Origin of the sequence: Octadecabacter sp. SW4, assembly GCF_008065155.1 — a bacterium.
In the GTDB taxonomy this organism is placed as follows: Bacteria; Pseudomonadota; Alphaproteobacteria; order Rhodobacterales; family Rhodobacteraceae; genus SW4.
The window spans coordinates 77,662-91,885 of record NZ_CP042820.1; the positions used below are offsets into that span (position 1 = coordinate 77,662).

Annotated in this window: 20 protein-coding genes; 6 read left to right on the forward strand and 14 right to left on the reverse strand. The window is 58.9% G+C overall.

Annotation, left to right across the window (positions count from 1 at the left end; all coding sequences use genetic code 11):
• The first annotated feature begins 103 nt into the window (after positions 1–103).
• From FTO60_RS16925 to FTO60_RS16940, 4 genes are all read left to right on the forward strand, one after another.
• Positions 104–490 (forward strand): DUF6878 family protein, encoded by a 387-nt coding sequence (locus FTO60_RS16925; RefSeq protein WP_148057226.1) that lies wholly within the window; start codon positions 104–106, stop codon positions 488–490.
• Between the two features lies 1 nt (position 491).
• Positions 492–953: a hypothetical protein gene (locus tag FTO60_RS16930; protein ID WP_148057227.1), complete on the forward strand. Its 462-nt coding sequence runs from the start codon at positions 492–494 to the stop codon at positions 951–953.
• 100 nt (positions 954–1,053) lie between these two features.
• On the forward strand, positions 1,054–1,356 hold the full coding sequence (locus tag FTO60_RS16935; RefSeq protein WP_089423635.1) for a hypothetical protein: 303 nt from the start codon (positions 1,054–1,056) through the stop codon (positions 1,354–1,356).
• 125 nt (positions 1,357–1,481) lie between these two features.
• Positions 1,482–2,210: a DUF736 family protein gene (locus tag FTO60_RS16940; protein ID WP_148057228.1), complete on the forward strand. Its 729-nt coding sequence runs from the start codon at positions 1,482–1,484 to the stop codon at positions 2,208–2,210.
• A 566-nt stretch (positions 2,211–2,776) separates the two neighbouring features.
• Here the strand turns inward: FTO60_RS16940 and FTO60_RS16945 are convergent.
• Both FTO60_RS16945 and FTO60_RS16950 read right to left on the reverse strand, forming a co-directional pair.
• The gene (locus tag FTO60_RS16945) at positions 2,777–4,078 is read right to left on the reverse strand and encodes an MFS transporter (RefSeq protein ID WP_148057229.1); all 1,302 of its coding nucleotides are present in this window, start codon (positions 4,076–4,078) and stop codon (positions 2,777–2,779) included.
• A gap of 17 nt (positions 4,079–4,095) precedes the next feature.
• Positions 4,096–5,052, reverse strand: coding sequence for a zinc transporter ZntB (locus FTO60_RS16950; RefSeq protein ID WP_148057230.1), 957 nt, complete (start codon positions 5,050–5,052; stop codon positions 4,096–4,098).
• Positions 5,053–5,108: 56 nt separating this feature from the next.
• Here FTO60_RS16950 and FTO60_RS16955 point away from each other — a divergent pair, with 56 nt between their 5' ends.
• A complete protein-coding gene (locus tag FTO60_RS16955) occupies positions 5,109–5,549 on the forward strand; it encodes a phosphate-starvation-inducible PsiE family protein (protein WP_148057231.1) in 441 nt (146 codons plus the stop codon).
• A gap of 32 nt (positions 5,550–5,581) precedes the next feature.
• On the opposite strand, the gene FTO60_RS16960 is transcribed toward FTO60_RS16955, so the two are convergent.
• The 12 genes from FTO60_RS16960 to FTO60_RS17005 form a co-directional block, all read right to left on the reverse strand.
• Positions 5,582–5,896 carry a hypothetical protein gene (locus tag FTO60_RS16960; protein WP_148057232.1) on the reverse strand — a complete coding sequence of 105 codons (315 nt, stop codon included), beginning with the start codon at positions 5,894–5,896 and terminating at the stop codon, positions 5,582–5,584.
• 173 nt (positions 5,897–6,069) lie between these two features.
• Positions 6,070–7,695, reverse strand: coding sequence for a chaperonin GroEL (gene groL / locus FTO60_RS16965; RefSeq protein WP_148057233.1), 1,626 nt, complete (start codon positions 7,693–7,695; stop codon positions 6,070–6,072).
• A gap of 39 nt (positions 7,696–7,734) precedes the next feature.
• The gene (gene groES, locus FTO60_RS16970; RefSeq protein WP_148057234.1) at positions 7,735–8,019 is read right to left on the reverse strand and encodes a co-chaperone GroES; all 285 of its coding nucleotides are present in this window, start codon (positions 8,017–8,019) and stop codon (positions 7,735–7,737) included.
• A gap of 171 nt (positions 8,020–8,190) precedes the next feature.
• The gene (locus tag FTO60_RS17790) at positions 8,191–8,328 is read right to left on the reverse strand and encodes a hypothetical protein (RefSeq protein ID WP_172623945.1); all 138 of its coding nucleotides are present in this window, start codon (positions 8,326–8,328) and stop codon (positions 8,191–8,193) included.
• Positions 8,329–8,415: 87 nt separating this feature from the next.
• On the reverse strand, positions 8,416–8,850 hold the full coding sequence (locus tag FTO60_RS16975; RefSeq protein ID WP_148057235.1) for a CBS domain-containing protein: 435 nt from the start codon (positions 8,848–8,850) through the stop codon (positions 8,416–8,418).
• Positions 8,851–8,925: 75 nt separating this feature from the next.
• Complete coding sequence (locus tag FTO60_RS16980; RefSeq protein ID WP_148057236.1) at positions 8,926–9,288, reverse strand: hypothetical protein; 363 nt, start codon at positions 9,286–9,288, stop codon at positions 8,926–8,928.
• Between the two features lie 23 nt (positions 9,289–9,311).
• Positions 9,312–9,560, reverse strand: a complete 249-nt coding sequence (locus tag FTO60_RS16985; protein WP_148057237.1) for a hypothetical protein — start codon at positions 9,558–9,560, stop codon at positions 9,312–9,314.
• A gap of 166 nt (positions 9,561–9,726) precedes the next feature.
• Positions 9,727–10,713 carry a calcium/sodium antiporter gene (locus FTO60_RS16990; protein ID WP_148057238.1) on the reverse strand — a complete coding sequence of 329 codons (987 nt, stop codon included), beginning with the start codon at positions 10,711–10,713 and terminating at the stop codon, positions 9,727–9,729.
• Positions 10,714–10,901: 188 nt separating this feature from the next.
• Positions 10,902–11,075: a hypothetical protein gene (locus tag FTO60_RS17795; RefSeq protein WP_172623946.1), complete on the reverse strand. Its 174-nt coding sequence runs from the start codon at positions 11,073–11,075 to the stop codon at positions 10,902–10,904.
• 45 nt (positions 11,076–11,120) lie between these two features.
• Positions 11,121–11,342, reverse strand: a complete 222-nt coding sequence (locus tag FTO60_RS16995; protein ID WP_254696965.1) for a hypothetical protein — start codon at positions 11,340–11,342, stop codon at positions 11,121–11,123.
• A gap of 453 nt (positions 11,343–11,795) precedes the next feature.
• The gene (locus FTO60_RS17000; protein ID WP_148057240.1) at positions 11,796–12,128 is read right to left on the reverse strand and encodes a type II toxin-antitoxin system RelE/ParE family toxin; all 333 of its coding nucleotides are present in this window, start codon (positions 12,126–12,128) and stop codon (positions 11,796–11,798) included.
• Complete coding sequence (locus tag FTO60_RS17005; protein WP_009807941.1) at positions 12,128–12,403, reverse strand: hypothetical protein; 276 nt, start codon at positions 12,401–12,403, stop codon at positions 12,128–12,130. The genes FTO60_RS17000 and FTO60_RS17005 overlap by 1 nt, the downstream gene beginning before the upstream one ends.
• Before the next feature lie 628 nt (positions 12,404–13,031).
• Between FTO60_RS17005 and FTO60_RS17010 the strand changes: the two genes are divergently transcribed.
• Positions 13,032–13,961 carry a DUF2493 domain-containing protein gene (locus FTO60_RS17010; protein ID WP_148057241.1) on the forward strand — a complete coding sequence of 310 codons (930 nt, stop codon included), beginning with the start codon at positions 13,032–13,034 and terminating at the stop codon, positions 13,959–13,961.
• Positions 13,962–14,224: the final 263 nt, after the last annotated feature.

Here is a 14,224-nt window from a genome sequence, read left to right on the forward strand (position 1 = left end):
TCGGTCGGGCGTCGCGGATCGGGGTTTGCCCGGGCTGCGCTTTCCGGGCGCGGGCAGACCAATGCCAGGCCCACTCCCCAAGTTCAGACGAGAGGACAGACCCATGACCAATCCCCAGATCGATTATGCCGCAATGGCGGCTCAGTGGCGTGCAGAGCGCGAAACCACATTGAAGGCATCCCGAACGGAGCTGCTCGCGCAACTACGTGCGCTTGGCATCAGCGAGGTCACTGCCGAATACGAAGGCTATGGCGACTCCGGCAATGTCGAGGATGTGACGGTGCAGCCTGCAGAGGTCCAACTGCCGGAGGCGCTTGCCACAGATGTTGGCGACTTCGCCTGGTCGCTCGCCTATCACCATCACCCGGGGTTCGAAAACAACGAGGGCGGCTACGGCACGCTGACCTGGGACATAGCACTAGACAGCATCATCCTCGATCACGCGGACCGCTATGTCGAATGCTCGCACAGCTATGACGAGGGGCTTTGAGATGGCCCATCCGCTTCATCATGCTGAAAGCTCTGCCCGGAAATTCGGCGGGGTGCCGTCTGACTATCAGTCTGTGCACGATTGGTTTGACGCCTCGAAAGAGCACCTCGCGCTCTTCACGCACAGAGCTTTGCGCCATCACGCCCAAGGCATGTTCGAGGCCGAACGTGTCTTCGGTCTGACCCTGACCAATAGTGCAGGCCGCGACATCCCCGTGCGCTGGATCGGCGAGCAGCATATCCGTGAAGACTGCCAGGGCCGCATCCCGAGCATGGCGGACTGGCTGCGACGGATACAGCCTGAGCCATGGATGGCCAATGGCCAAATCGACCGGCATTCCGGCTCCGAGCCCTGCGGCGACCCAAGGGTTGCCTGGGCCTCCGAGGTCGCCGCCGGAAGAACGGTTCTTGGCCTGAAGGATTGGATGGCGGCGCGCGCGACGCAAGCCACGCAAAGCGCCTGACAGCTCTCGGCCGTTTGCCAAACAAATCTTGCATGGAAGCCCGGTCGGAAGATCGGACTTCTTGCGTCGTTTCCCCACCATTCTTCGTAAGGAGGTTCGCATGACACTCGAAGACATCAAGGCGGCCGTTGATGCCGGCCAGACCGTGCATTGGGCCAATACCGGCTACGTTGTCCACAAGGACCGGCTCGGTCAGTACCTCATCACCTATGTGCCGAATGGTAGCTGCATCGGTCTGACCGACCGGGGCGGGCACCGGTTGAACGGAAAAGAAACGGAGTTCTTCGTCGCGCAATCGAAGGACGCCGCAGAAAATCCGGGCAACCAATCAAGACCAGACGGGCAGGGGAGGGGCGTAGCACCCGGAGGCGCGGGGGCATTCCCACTCGGACGGCAGCTTTGACCCGTGGGCGGGGCTGAAAGGAAAGCGAGCTTTCTGGTTTGTGATCCCTCAAGGGGTCGAGAAAGCAATCCCGGATGCGCTGGCAAGAACGTCAGGCACCGGCCAATCCAAGAAGGAACTATCCCATGTTCGCAGGAACCCTGACCCGCAACACCGAAACCGCAGCCGCCGAATACACCGGCATGATCCATTCGACGCGCTTTGACATCGCCATCCAGTTGGAGGCACGGGCCAAGATGTCCGAACGCAGCCCGGATTTTGACGTGACGGCAATCAACAGGTCGGGCCGCAAGGTGCGCATCGGCACGGCCTGGAACGAGACCGGCAACACCAGCGGCAACCCCTACATCTCGATGCAGATCGATGTCGGCTTGGGCCCCTTCCGGGTCAACGCGGTGCAGACGAAAGAGGCGCGCGCGGCCCAGAGCGGCGAATTCGAGATCATCCCGCTGGTCTCGAACGGCCTGATGAAATCCGGCTCGATCTCGGGCGAGCTCACCGCCATGGACGCCGACAACGCCTTCACCGGCTACATCGCCAACATGATGTTCGATCTGGAGTTCATGCTGATCGAGAACAGCTACAAGACCGAGGAGACCCACCCCGATTACCGCATCGAAGTCAGCTCGCCCCGGGGCACGCCGATCCGCGTCGGCTCGGCCTGGATGGCCAAGAGCAGCCGCACGGGCAATGACTACCTGTCGCTGCTGATCAACACGCCTGATGGCGACCTGCGTGTCAACGCCGTCCAGAACGAAGAACAGCGCGGTGGCCAGACCTTCTCGATCATCCCGTTCATCGACAGCGGTGAGCAGCCGCAGGATGCAGGCACGGGGCTGTCGTTGGTCGCCTAATCGGCGCGCGAGGGGGAGATAATCTGAACCCAAAGGGGAGCCGTGGGACCACGGCTCCCCTTTTGCTGTGCTGGTGTGGTTGAATGAACCCGGCGTACATTGCTGACGTTCGTGTCGCCCGCAGCTAATGCAACCGAAGAGCCCGACCCGGCCATTGTGTTTTTATACTGCGTGCGCTCGCAGCGTAAAAAATGCGGCGTCAGCGAAAACCGTCATGCCATCGCGCGGCGAGAGAAACGGTCATTGGTGCAGCCTACAGCATGAAATTAGCGGCGAATTGACAGATCGCGGACGAACTCGAATTTGGTAGCGGTCGCTCCAACCGCCGGTTTTGCCTCATTCGGCATTCAGATTCGGACAAACGCATTTGCTTGTACCCAGTTTTTTGTGTGAGTTGGAGCTCATGGACCAAAAGCTTTTGTCGGTACAAGCCGTTGTGTCGTGTTTTGCCATGAATCCGTCAGTTGAATTCTGAGTTGGGGTTGTGTTGCGCCATGGTTGGTTAGCTTTGGCCAACGACTAGCTCGTTTTGGCAGAAACCCCCAACTCAGCGCGGGACGGTCGTTTCATTCCTTGCCTCTAAAGTTTTCATCGTCTGTCTGCGGCATCGCCATGTCAGGCTGGTCTGCATCAAGTTCAGATTGGTTGGCGGCCAAGGCGGCGGTTTCCGGCGTCGAGGCACGAGCCATGGGATTGATCTGAAAGGTCACTTTGTTGTCCGATGTAACAGCTGCCGCCGTCCGCAAACGATAGAGGGCAAAAGCGATCAGAAGCACATGTGCCGCCCCCGTGACCGCAAAGAGGCTCCAGGCCCCAAAACTCGTCATTGCAAAACCTGCGACCGTAGGCCCGACGATGGAGCCGATCCCAAAAACCAGGAGCAAGCCGCCACTGACTTGGATGTAGGAGCCAGGCTCGGCGTGATCGTTGGCGTGGGCCACAATCACCGGGTACATCGCGAACACCGTCGCACCAAAGAGGGCGGAAAAAGCAAGCACCAATTGGGGGTTGGCGCCTGCCAGGAAAATGAACAGCGCATCTGCCAGCAACGCGAAAAGCGTGATGCCGATGAGGACTTTGCGGCGATCAAGTGTGTCAGACGCGATGCCGACAGGAATTTGCAGGGCGGCACCGGCCAGAATGGGAATGCTGGCGAATAGCGCGATCTGGTTGAGGCTCAATCCGATGCGTGCCGCGTAGACAGCGGCCAGGGTCCCGAAGGACGCGTTGGAAATGCCCACCATCAAAACCGCAAAGAAGGCTATTGGCGAGTTTTTCCAGAGACCCCGCAAGTTGAGTGAGACTTGGGTCAAGGGGCGCGGCGTCGTCGTCGCGCTAATTGCCGTCGGGAGCAGGGCCAGACAGTAAACCATGGCCGCCAAAACAAAGAAAAAATACCCGTTGGCGTCTCCCAAAGTCAGGACCATTTGACCGGCCGTAGTCGCGGCGAGATTGACCATCGTATAGATGCCGAAAATACGACCGCGAGAGGATGCGTCCGCCCGCTCGTTCAACCAGCTCTCAACGATCATCGCCGCGCCGGCAAAGCAAAACCCGGACAGGGCGCGCACCGGGATCCAAACCCAGGGCGTGATCAGCACCAGAGAGAAAAGCACCGCGATCGCTGCAATGGCACACATGGCCCCAAAAGCGCGAATATGGCCCACACGCGCCACCAGCGCAGGTGTGCGCAGGCAACCTGCGACATATCCGATGGCCCAGCCAGTCCCGAGCAAGCCAAGCGAGGCGGCTGTGAACCCTTCAGTCTCCCCACGAATGGGCAAAATCAGACTGTTCACGCCGCCTGCGAACAGCAAAAAGGCGGACCCCAACAAAAGGGCCGCGAGGGGCAGCAGACTTTTCACCATATGTCCGGTCTACTCCCTTAGAGCCATTTCGAAAATTTGAAGATCAAGAACAGTGCGATGCCTCCCACGAGTGACACCGCTGTCAGGAGCCAAAACGCCAAAGGTGCTTCCGTTCCAGGCATCCCAGCGATATTCACACCGAAAAGTCCCGTGAGAAACCCCAATGGCAGGAAGATCGCTGCAACCAGGGACAACACATAGCTGTTGCGACTGAGCGCATGGGCGCGCTCTGCGTCGATGTGGTCTTGCAGGGCTGATAATCGGTCCCGGGTAGCGTCGAGTTCTTCGACGATCCGACGGGTGCGGTTGGCGGTTTCACGCAGCAGAGCCAATTCCTCTGGTGCGATGATCCAGTTGTCGAGTGTTGAGAGCGCGGCAATGGCTTCTCGTTGGGGATTGATGAATCGCCGCATTTTGATGACCGCCTGCCGAATGCGCGCGAGTTTTCCCGGAGGCAAAGACCGACCTTCCGAGATGGCTTCTTCCAATTCATCGGTCTGTTCTTCGAGCCCGAGAGAGACGGTTTCGATCCGGCTGGTCAATCCATATGTCAGCTCTGCGAGGAAACGCCCTACGGATGCAGGTGCCGCTCCGGCTTCTGCGGCTTGGCGGATGGCATCCATGGCCCAGACTTTGCGCTTCCGGGCAGACACGATTACCGTACCCGTGATCCACATGCGCAAGGACACCATGTCCTCGGGATCGGATTCCGGATTCAGGTTCACGCCACGCAGGTTCAGGATCAACCCATCTTCGAAGCGCTCACAACGTGGTCGGGTCTCACTCTGCAGGAGCGCGCGCCCTGCGATCTCGGGAAGATGCTCTGCGACCCAAGCGCGCAGGGCTTGGTCTTGCAAGTCAAAATGTAGCCATCGATACCCGCTGGCTGGGCCCAAAACACTTAGCGCGGGTCCAACTGGTTCTGCGATCCCCTCGTTGATGTCGAAGGCTGCAAGTGGCTTGATTGTTTCCATTCCGTTAGCCTACGGTAAAAATCTAATATTATCCAAATAGTTATGGACGTGGACGCATGGCGGATGAGACGAAACACGACGAGCATGCTTCGGATCCCCTTCTGAAAGCCGCCCATGCGTTTGAGTATTATGTCATTCTCGTCTTGGTCTTGACGGTTGGCCTGATCACGCTGTTGGCCATGGCGCGATTGTTCGTCGGCATCTATGACACGGTGTTTGTCAGTTGGGATGTGAAGAACTTGCACGCCGTTCAGGTGCTGTTTGGCATGGTCATGACCGTGCTAATTGCGTTGGAGTTCGGCAATTCGATCCTGCGGCATATAAGAGAGCATTCGACAATCATTCAGGCGCGCGAAGTCATTCTGATTGGTATGATGGCCGTGGTCCGCAAAGTCATGATCATTGACCTCTCAACGACGTCACCCTGGCTGATCGCCGCGCTTGGTGTGATTGCGCTATCCCTTGCAGGCGCCTATTGGGTGATGCGCGACGACTAAGAGGAAAGAAACACGCGCGCCAAGTTCGTGTTTTACTGATCTCTTTCTTGCGGTGTAACCGCCGCGCCGCCCTGATGCCTGATGTCCGCCACCACCGCATCTCGGTTGAGCGCAGCTTTCAAGTCACTGTCTGAGATAGCCCGCAGTTCCGTGCGCCCTGCACGGTTGCCACTGCCGCGCACCGTCAACAAGGTCGAGGTGCGCCGCCATGCCTCGAAGCTAAGTCCTTGAAGAAGCTCCTCTTCGACAAGGACTTCGTACTCACCTGCGGGCAACTCACCCACATATCCGGGCAAGGAAAACGGGTTCGCAAACGTCACACTCGTTTTGGTTGATCGTGTATTCATGTGGGTGCTCCTCTGTATCGGCAAAGCCGCCGTCCACAGCCGTTGGATGTGGCCCCCGGAATTCAGGCCGTCTCAGGTGGGTGCAATTCGCCATGATGTGAAAACACTCCCCGAGTGCCGTCACATTTAAGCTTTCTCCGCCAAATGAAGCGCCTTCTGTCCGGGGTTACCATCTACATCATGCTTTCCATGTCAGCCATTTCGGTCCTTGCCAACTTCGTTGGCCGGTCGGCAACCATTGCCTCGGTTGTGACAAGCAAGCCAGCCACAGAGGCTGCGTATTGAAGGGCAATGCGCACGACCTTCGTGGGATCAATGACGCCCGCCTTCAGCATGTCGCCATATTGGTCCAATTGCGCGTCGTAGCCGAACGTCTTGCTGGCGTTCTCGGCGATCTTTCCGGCAACGACCGATCCATCGACACCGGCATTCTCGGCGATTTGCCGCAGCGGTGCCTGGAGGGCCTTGCGAATGATCGCGATGCCCGCCGTCTGGTCTGCATTGTCGCCCGTGAGACCCGCAAGAACCTTTCCAGCGTGGACCAGCGCGACGCCGCCTCCGGGTACAACACCTTCCTGGACAGCCGCACGGGTTGCGTTCAGGGAGTCATCGACGCGATCCTTGCGCTCTTTCACTTCGATTTCGGTCGCCCCGCCGACCTTAATCACTGCCACTCCGCCTGAGAGTTTCGCAAGACGTTCCTGCAGCTTTTCCTTGTCGTAATCCGACGTGGTATCTTCGATCTGCGCGCGGATTTGAGACACGCGCGCGGCGATGGCCGCTTTGTCGCCCGCCCCGTCGATCACGGTCGTTGCGTCCTTCGTGATGGTGATCTTCTTGGCGACACCCAGCATCTCCAGAGTGACGTTCTCGAGCTTGATACCGAGTTCTTCAGAAATCACCTGACCGCCCGTCAGGATGGCGAGGTCTTCCAGCATCGCCTTACGACGATCCCCGAAGCCAGGTGCCTTGACGCCCGCGACCTTCAAGCCGCCGCGGAGCTTGTTCACCACGAGCATGGCGAGCGCTTCGCCATCGATATCTTCGGCGACAACTAAGAGCTGCTTGTCCGCTTGCATAACCGCTTCGAGCAGAGGCACCATCGGTGCCAGCGAGGTTAGCTTTTTCTCGTGAAGCAGGATCACACAGTCTTCGAGACTCGCGGTCATTTTTTCGGCCTCGGTCACGAAATACGGGCTGAGATAGCCACGGTCGAACTGCATGCCCTCGACGACTTCGGTTTCGGTCTCGAGCCCTTTGTTTTCCTCGACGGTGATGACGCCCTCGTTGCCGACCTTGGCCATCGCATCGGCGATCTGCTGGCCAATCGCGGTCTCGCCATTGGCCGATATCGTGCCGACCTTGGCGATTTCATCGGTGTCGCCCACCGGGCGCGACATCGCCTTGACTTCGGCCACAACGGCATCCACGGCCTTGTCGATGCCGCGTTTGAGGTCCATCGGGTTCATGCCTGCCGCGACCGACTTCATGCCTTCCCTGATGATGGCCTGAGCGAGTACCGTAGCGGTCGTGGTGCCGTCACCGGCTTCGTCGTTGGTGCGCGATGCGACATCCTTGACCATCTGTGCGCCCATGTTCTCGAACGCGTCGGAGAGTTCGATCTCCTTGGCGACGGTCACACCGTCCTTGGTGATGCGCGGCGCGCCCCAGGATTTGTCTAGGACAACGTTGCGGCCCTTGGGGCCCAGCGTGACCTTGACGGCGTTGGCGAGTGTATTGATGCCCTTAAGCATGCGGTCACGGGAGTCCGTGCCAAATTTGACGTCTTTTGCAGACATGTCGGTATTCCTAAAAAAATGAGGGGAGGACAGAGGGTGTCAAGCGATGATGCCGAGGATGTCGCTCTCCTTCATGATCATGAGGTCTTCGCCGTCGATCTTGATCTCACTGCCGGACCATTTGCCGAACAGGATCCTGTCTCCGGTTTTAACGTCCATGGCGATCCGATCACCGTCGTCGTCCCGCGCGCCTGCGCCCACGGCCACGATTTCGCCCTCTGCGGGCTTTTCCTTGGCGCTATCGGGGATGATCAGGCCACCTTTCGTCTTTTCGTCGCCTTCGATGCGACGGACCAGAACGCGGTCGTGTAGAGGCGTAAACATTTGGAATTGCTCCTTCTGGAGTGTTCCGATGGGTATGGCCAAAATTCGGGTGCAATGGCGCTTGCCACGGTTCAGTGCCATTGCCGGAGCACGCGAAACTTGCGCGTGCTCCATTCAGTCTTGCGACGAACCTCGTTGCGGTAGGTTGATCACCGCAGCGGCAAGCCGGATTTACTTCAGCTTCTTTCCGCCAATCTCCAGTGCAGGCTTGCCTGCGAGAGAATTGGCTGTGGCGGAGACCTTTGGCTTCTCCTGCTTCGGTTTCTTGGCTTCCTTGTTGCCGCGTTTGCCGCCTTTACCCTTGGTCATTGTCGTTCCTTTCAGAGTTGGTTGGTTTCATGCCGAAACAATCGACACGTTAAATTTCGAGAACCTTGGCCATGAGGGCCGAAGGCACTAGCTGGCGCCGCTAACAAAATCGCGCATCTGAGACATCTCGCCTTCGGCCATTGAAAGCCGGTGGCGGGTCACATCGATGATGCTGATCAGGGCAACAGGCGACCCGGCATCCGTGATCGGAATGTGGCGCACATTGTTCTGGGTCATCAGCAGCTCAAGGCGCTGGACGGGATCCTTCACGTCGCAGGCGATGACCTCCTTTGTCATCACGTCCAGCACGAGAATTTCGTCGGAGACCTGCTTGTGATCGTCGAGGTACTTGACGATATCGCTGCTCGACAGAATGCCATCGATCGTCTGGTTGTCATGTGTCACCAGGAGGGCCGAGGTGTCGTCGGCGGCCAGCATGGTGATGGCCTGCGCGATCGGTGCGGTTGGCGCAATTGTCCGCAGGCTGACCTTTGGGTCCTTTAGGAGCTTCTTGATTGTCAAGGTGTGATCCTGACGAGGCGCAATAGGCCCCGAGTTGGAAGCGGGTGGGGCGACAATCGCCCCACTCCAAATAGTTCACTGAACGTTGTGGCCTGCCCAGTGGTCGTAGAACTCGAAAAGAGCGCTCAGCACGAACACAGAACCAATTACTTGAGCGTTCCAAACAGTCACGGAGCTTTCGTTGAGACCAAGCGCCAGCGGCGCTGCGATCAACGACGAACCCAATGTCAGACCGGCGACCGCTTGCATCAGGTCTTGCCGCGGGTGGTTCAAACACGCCACCCAAAGTGCGGCCAGACCGCCAAGCATCAGAACCGCTGTCTCACCAATCCGCGCGTCCATCAGCGATGCTTGACCGCCGAGCAGCAGGAAGGGAGAGACGACCAGCCAGAGGCCCAGAGATGCGTAGACCCATCTGAACTTGTCATGCTTGTGCATTGCACAACCTCCAAGGCCAGGCATTACACGTCCGTTTCGATATCCGGGATCAGCTCGGTTTCGACCGCGATCATCATTTCTTCATCGTCCACCAGGCCATCGGCATTGGCGTCGATTTCGAGAAACAGATCTTCGGTGAGATCGGGAAAGACCGTTTGAAGCTCAACGAGGGATGCTTTTCCGTCCCCGTCAGTATCGATCTGCGCACTCATGGCATGAGCCGAGAAGGCTACGAAGGTCGCGAGAAGAGCACCAATGGCGACTCTACTCATTTTTCTCTCCATCAGAGATGTGGCGATCCAAAGTGTTTCGCCTATAGCAGAAATGGACACGTTCAATGCCAAAAACAAGAGCGAGTAGGAAATATAGAAAGTAGTGAATTCAGATCACTGAAGCGAAAAATATTTGGAGGACCGTGTCCGCCGATGCGATGCCCATTCACGGCCAGAGCACATAAAGATACCCCAAATATCCCGAGAAAAGCGCCGCGCCCTCCCATCGCGCGATCCTCAGACCGGTCCATGCGAAGATTACGATCACGACAGAGACGCCGACCATGACAAGGTTGTCGAAACTTGCAATTTCAGCGGGAACTTCGCCTGGCGCGATCACCGCCGTTGCGCCGCCGATGAACAAGATGTTGTAGATGTTCGAGCCCACGACGTTGCCGAACGCTACATCGGCTTGCTTACGAATTGCTGCGAAAACGGATGTTATGAGTTCTGGCAAGGATGTACCGACAGCGACGATGGTCAAGCCGGTCACGGTCTCCGATATCCCGTATGACCGCGCCAGGGCGACTGCCCCGTCGACAAGGAAGGTTCCGCCCAAAACGACAAGCGCAAGACCACCCACGGTTATCAGTAGCGGTGTCATGATCGAGCCGGATGGTTCCATCGGCGGTACGGTACCGGGATCCACCGACTGAAGTGCCACGCTCTTTTCGTAGATTGCCCCGTGGTCGAGCTTGGTGTTTGCCAGACTTTCCTGCCGAAAGGCGATGTAGACATATGTGACAAGCGCAAGAACGAAAACCACACCCAACCAGCGTTCCATGGGCATCGTGGCTGCAACTGTCGCAAACAGCACCGCAACCGCAACCATCACCGCTCCGTCCCGTCGCAAGGCGGTGGAGGCTATGGCCATCGGGTACAGGATTGCAGAAACGCCGAGGATCAACAGAATATTGGCGATGTTCGAGCCGACAATGTTGCCATAGGCAATTCCGGGCGCGCCGATGAGCGCAGCTTGAACCGAGGTCACGAGTTCCGGGGTTGAAGTGCCGAACCCAACGAGTGTGAGCCCGATAACAAGGGGAGAGACGCCAAACCGGCTGGCAACCTGGACAGCGCCGCGCACGAGCAGATCGCCACCCACGACCAAAAGGACAAAACCACCGACCAGCGGCAACCATATATCGAACACTTAGTTTCCTTGTCTTGATGAATTTCGAATGCCTGACGCGGGCTACTATTCCGCGTTCATTTGATTACTCTAGTAGGTCCCGGGGTCACGGGCCATTGAAACGATAGGCTCCAAAATAGCGACACAACTGAGACAAATACCCCCGGCGAATTTCGTCCGCCGGGGTATTGTTTTTAAGCTTTTGAAGCTTATTCAGTCACGGGCGCGGTCTGTTCGATCGCAGGGATCACCTCATCGGTGGCCCCGCCGCCGAACCAATCATACCCGTAGCCCAGAGCGGCAATCACGACGATCGCGGCCACTGCGGCTCCGCCCCAGACCCACCAGTTGGTCATCTTGGGCGCATGCATGTTCACAGCCATCTCTTCAATCCTTTGATTGAGTGCGAAAAACCTGACCGAGAAGGGTTACTCGGCCGGCTCCTCGATCATCCCGGATTCGAGTGCGGCCGCGAGTTCCGCTTCGTCCACCAAAGTGTCACCGCTGGTGTCGACTGCGCCGAAGGCTTCTTCGGTCAGCTCGGGATACATCACCGCCATTTCGGTGAAGGAAATCAGGCTGTCGCCATCGGTATCGACGTCCGAAACCGTGAGGGCGAAGGCCGGAGCCGCGATCAGAGCGGCCATCATAGTACCAACTGCTGCACGACGCATGTTCGTTTTCTCCAGAAAACTTCGAAGGACCAGTTCCCTCGAATACACTTGAAATCAGCACTCCCGGATCAGTATTCAAGTCCGCCACGGGGCGGCTGGTGAATTATCCCGCCCTTGGCGCGATCGTTAGGCTAAAGTCCGCTCAACCATTGTTTTGCAGGGGTTTGTCGCAGGGATGATCAACATGTGCTTTCAAGCCGGACTTGCATTTTAGGTGCAGTTTGGCGGACATGTTCACAAGTCCATCGGAATGTCCGGTATTGAGAAATCTGCCGCACGGCAGCGATAGGGATGCCGCTGAAGAAATGACATGCTGCGTCAGCAACAGCCGCGGGCGCAAAAGGCGGGAAAGTCCCGCATCCTACCAGTTCGCGCACGGCGCAGCGAAGGTCCGGTCTACAACTTCTCCGCCACTCCATGGCTCTAAGGCTAGCCAGCGAACACCTGTCTCGCTGACGCCAGTCGCATCGAATCCCGGCCGCCGAACGCGACAAGAGCGAGATAAATCTGCCCGGCGTCTGCATCCGGTTTGAATACGATGGTCAGTCGCTGACCGGCGCCGCCATGGCGCACGAGCCATCCATCCAGTTTTCCGTTCAGCCGGACGCCTGAATTTGGATTTGAGGCAATCGCTTCTAAGAGCGCGTCTACTTCATCCAGGCGACGGCTCGCGGCTGCAACGTCACTATCGGTCACCTCAACAATATGATCAACGATACCGATAAGGTCCCGTTCGAAGAACGGATGCCTGATAAATCGCATCAGGTCTTTTTGGCCATCGCGGCAAGATGGGCCCGTGCGCTGGCCGTGACGTCGGACGCTTCGCCGACGGGTTCCCATTGGTCGAGTGGCAGAGACAGGCGGCGTTCCAATTCAGCCTCAAACAAAGACCGTTCACGATCCCGCTCTGCCTTGGCCTTCGCCAACTCACCCGAGACCGCCGCGCTCATATTTGGGTACTCGCCAGCTTCGACCAGTTCCTTGGCAAATGTGTAGGCCGTGTCGGTGAAACTGACGGATTGCTTTTGAACGCTCATTGCGGACTCCTTGGTGCTCCAATAGACTACCGAATTTTGCCGCTTCTGGCAAGCAGGTCAGGCCGACCGAGCGAAATGCGTCAACAGCCTGTCGGCCTCCCCAGCTCGGTACGCCAAGTCGCAGGTGAGAACGGCCCTTCGGTCCGTCGCGCATTCGGCCATGCGGCCTCACCGCGGCGTCGCACCCAGGCCCCCGGTTTGCCCGCCTCGCGAGCACGTCCCTCCCCGGCCGCTCCGCCGGATTGCGCTCTGGTCTGTTTTGCTTGAGCGCAAAACGATCCCGCCGCTCCATCCGTCTCCCGCGTCCGGTCGGGCCGTTTGCCTGCTCGGGTCGGGCAAACCTACCAGCAAAACACACACACATGAGCGCGGAAGCATATCCTCCGGATGGCCCCCAAATCAGCCCGCGTCAAGGATCGCAAAACTTTTCGGCGAGGGCGGGGCCTGTGGCGGGGGGCGGCCCCGTGCGTGAGCGCGCGCATGTGCCGGGTGTTGCGCCCGGAAAACTTTTGCGCCCGGCAAGCCGGCGGCTGCGCCGTCCCTGACCCGGGCAGATTCGGAAACCAGGCATTCGGCCATGCCCCCACACTCACGTGGTGGCCTTGGAACTGAACACTGGAGACCAGACATGGCTTACGACACCGCAAACACCTACGAGACCATCGAGCTTTTCGGACTGACCGAAAAGGACACGCAGCTGCCGATCCCGGAGGATCACGTTCTGACCGACCACATCATCCGCGAGAGCTTCGAGGCTTTGCTCGGCCAACTGCGCGGGACCGGGCTTGAAGCAGAAATCGAACCGCTGGCCCATGGGCTCGCGACGATCCTGCAGCGCCGCAAGGTGGCACTTGGCAAGGAGGTCGACCGCACCGCCGACAAGATCGGCGCGCTGGCAAAATCCCACGACGGATCGGAAATCGCCGAGACCGCGCTCGAAGAGGCGCAGGCGCGCTTTCTGCAGCTGCGCGAGATTGTCGCCGCCATCGAGGTGATGAGCGAGGCGGCGGCGGAATGCTACGAGATCGAGACGGGCCACGCCTTCATCCCGGCAGCCGGGTCGCGCGCAAGCGTCCGGGCGCAAGAGACCGGCGCGGTTTTCGAGGCGCGGCAACTGCTGGAGCAGCACGACCGTGAAACCGCCGAGAAGTCGAAAGTCGAGGGGGTGCCCCTGATCGTCTCAGGAGCCACCGACTGGACCGATGTCGATGTGATCTTCAACACGCTCGACAAGGTTCGCGAACGGATCAAGCAGAACCGCAACCAGGAGATCTTCCTCTGCCACAAGGGTGGCAAGCACGGGGCGGAGATGATCGCGGCCCGGTGGGCGCGCGCCCGCGGGGTCGCGCAGGCGCGCTTCGATCCGCGCTGGTCCGCACACGGAAGGGCGGCACCGTTCAAGTGCAACGACGAAATGCTGGACGACAAGTTCGCGGCGACGGGGGTTGTTCTCTTCGGCGGCAATGGGGTCGCGCTGAACCTCGGGCAGAAGGCGGAAGCGAAAGGCCTGACGGTCATGCGGGTTGCGGACCCGGCTAAGAAGACTGCGCAGGATTGAAGAGAGGGGGTCGCGCTTGGCGCGGCCCTTTCGTCATGTCTCATGGCGCGTGCGGTCGGTCACGCGAGATCGACAGGCTGCGGCGTCCAGCTCCGTTATCCCTCTACCCGGTCCGTCAGAGTGCGGCCCATCCGCATCGCTATGGGCTCGGGATGGTGCGCACCTCACGCACATCGTCAGCGGGGCAAGACGCGAGGGGTCGAGACGTCGCACTTGAGGCTGAAGACTTGCGCGTCCCTCGGGTGGTGTTGCGGAACATCGCA

Excerpts from the sequence above, each read along its gene's own strand:
- FTO60_RS16925 (WP_148057226.1), top strand. The coding sequence starts at position 104 with ATGACCAATCCCCAGATCGATTATGCCGCAATGGCGGCTCAGTGGCGT.
- FTO60_RS16930 (WP_148057227.1), top strand. The coding sequence starts at position 492 with ATGGCCCATCCGCTTCATCATGCTGAAAGCTCTGCCCGGAAATTCGGC.
- FTO60_RS16935 (WP_089423635.1), top strand. The coding sequence starts at position 1,054 with ATGACACTCGAAGACATCAAGGCGGCCGTTGATGCCGGCCAGACCGTG.
- FTO60_RS16940 (WP_148057228.1), top strand. The coding sequence starts at position 1,482 with ATGTTCGCAGGAACCCTGACCCGCAACACCGAAACCGCAGCCGCCGAA.
- FTO60_RS16945 (WP_148057229.1), bottom strand. The coding sequence starts at position 4,078 with ATGGTGAAAAGTCTGCTGCCCCTCGCGGCCCTTTTGTTGGGGTCCGCC.
- FTO60_RS16950 (WP_148057230.1), bottom strand. The coding sequence starts at position 5,052 with ATGGAAACAATCAAGCCACTTGCAGCCTTCGACATCAACGAGGGGATC.
- FTO60_RS16955 (WP_148057231.1), top strand. The coding sequence starts at position 5,109 with ATGGCGGATGAGACGAAACACGACGAGCATGCTTCGGATCCCCTTCTG.
- FTO60_RS16960 (WP_148057232.1), bottom strand. The coding sequence starts at position 5,896 with ATGAATACACGATCAACCAAAACGAGTGTGACGTTTGCGAACCCGTTT.
- groL (WP_148057233.1), bottom strand. The coding sequence starts at position 7,695 with ATGTCTGCAAAAGACGTCAAATTTGGCACGGACTCCCGTGACCGCATG.
- groES (WP_148057234.1), bottom strand. The coding sequence starts at position 8,019 with ATGTTTACGCCTCTACACGACCGCGTTCTGGTCCGTCGCATCGAAGGC.
- FTO60_RS17790 (WP_172623945.1), bottom strand. The coding sequence starts at position 8,328 with ATGACCAAGGGTAAAGGCGGCAAACGCGGCAACAAGGAAGCCAAGAAA.
- FTO60_RS16980 (WP_148057236.1), bottom strand. The coding sequence starts at position 9,288 with ATGCACAAGCATGACAAGTTCAGATGGGTCTACGCATCTCTGGGCCTC.
- FTO60_RS16985 (WP_148057237.1), bottom strand. The coding sequence starts at position 9,560 with ATGAGTAGAGTCGCCATTGGTGCTCTTCTCGCGACCTTCGTAGCCTTC.
- FTO60_RS17795 (WP_172623946.1), bottom strand. The coding sequence starts at position 11,075 with ATGGCTGTGAACATGCATGCGCCCAAGATGACCAACTGGTGGGTCTGG.
- FTO60_RS16995 (WP_254696965.1), bottom strand. The coding sequence starts at position 11,342 with ATGATGGCCGCTCTGATCGCGGCTCCGGCCTTCGCCCTCACGGTTTCG.
- FTO60_RS17000 (WP_148057240.1), bottom strand. The coding sequence starts at position 12,128 with ATGCGATTTATCAGGCATCCGTTCTTCGAACGGGACCTTATCGGTATC.
- FTO60_RS17005 (WP_009807941.1), bottom strand. The coding sequence starts at position 12,403 with ATGAGCGTTCAAAAGCAATCCGTCAGTTTCACCGACACGGCCTACACA.
- FTO60_RS17010 (WP_148057241.1), top strand. The coding sequence starts at position 13,032 with ATGGCTTACGACACCGCAAACACCTACGAGACCATCGAGCTTTTCGGA.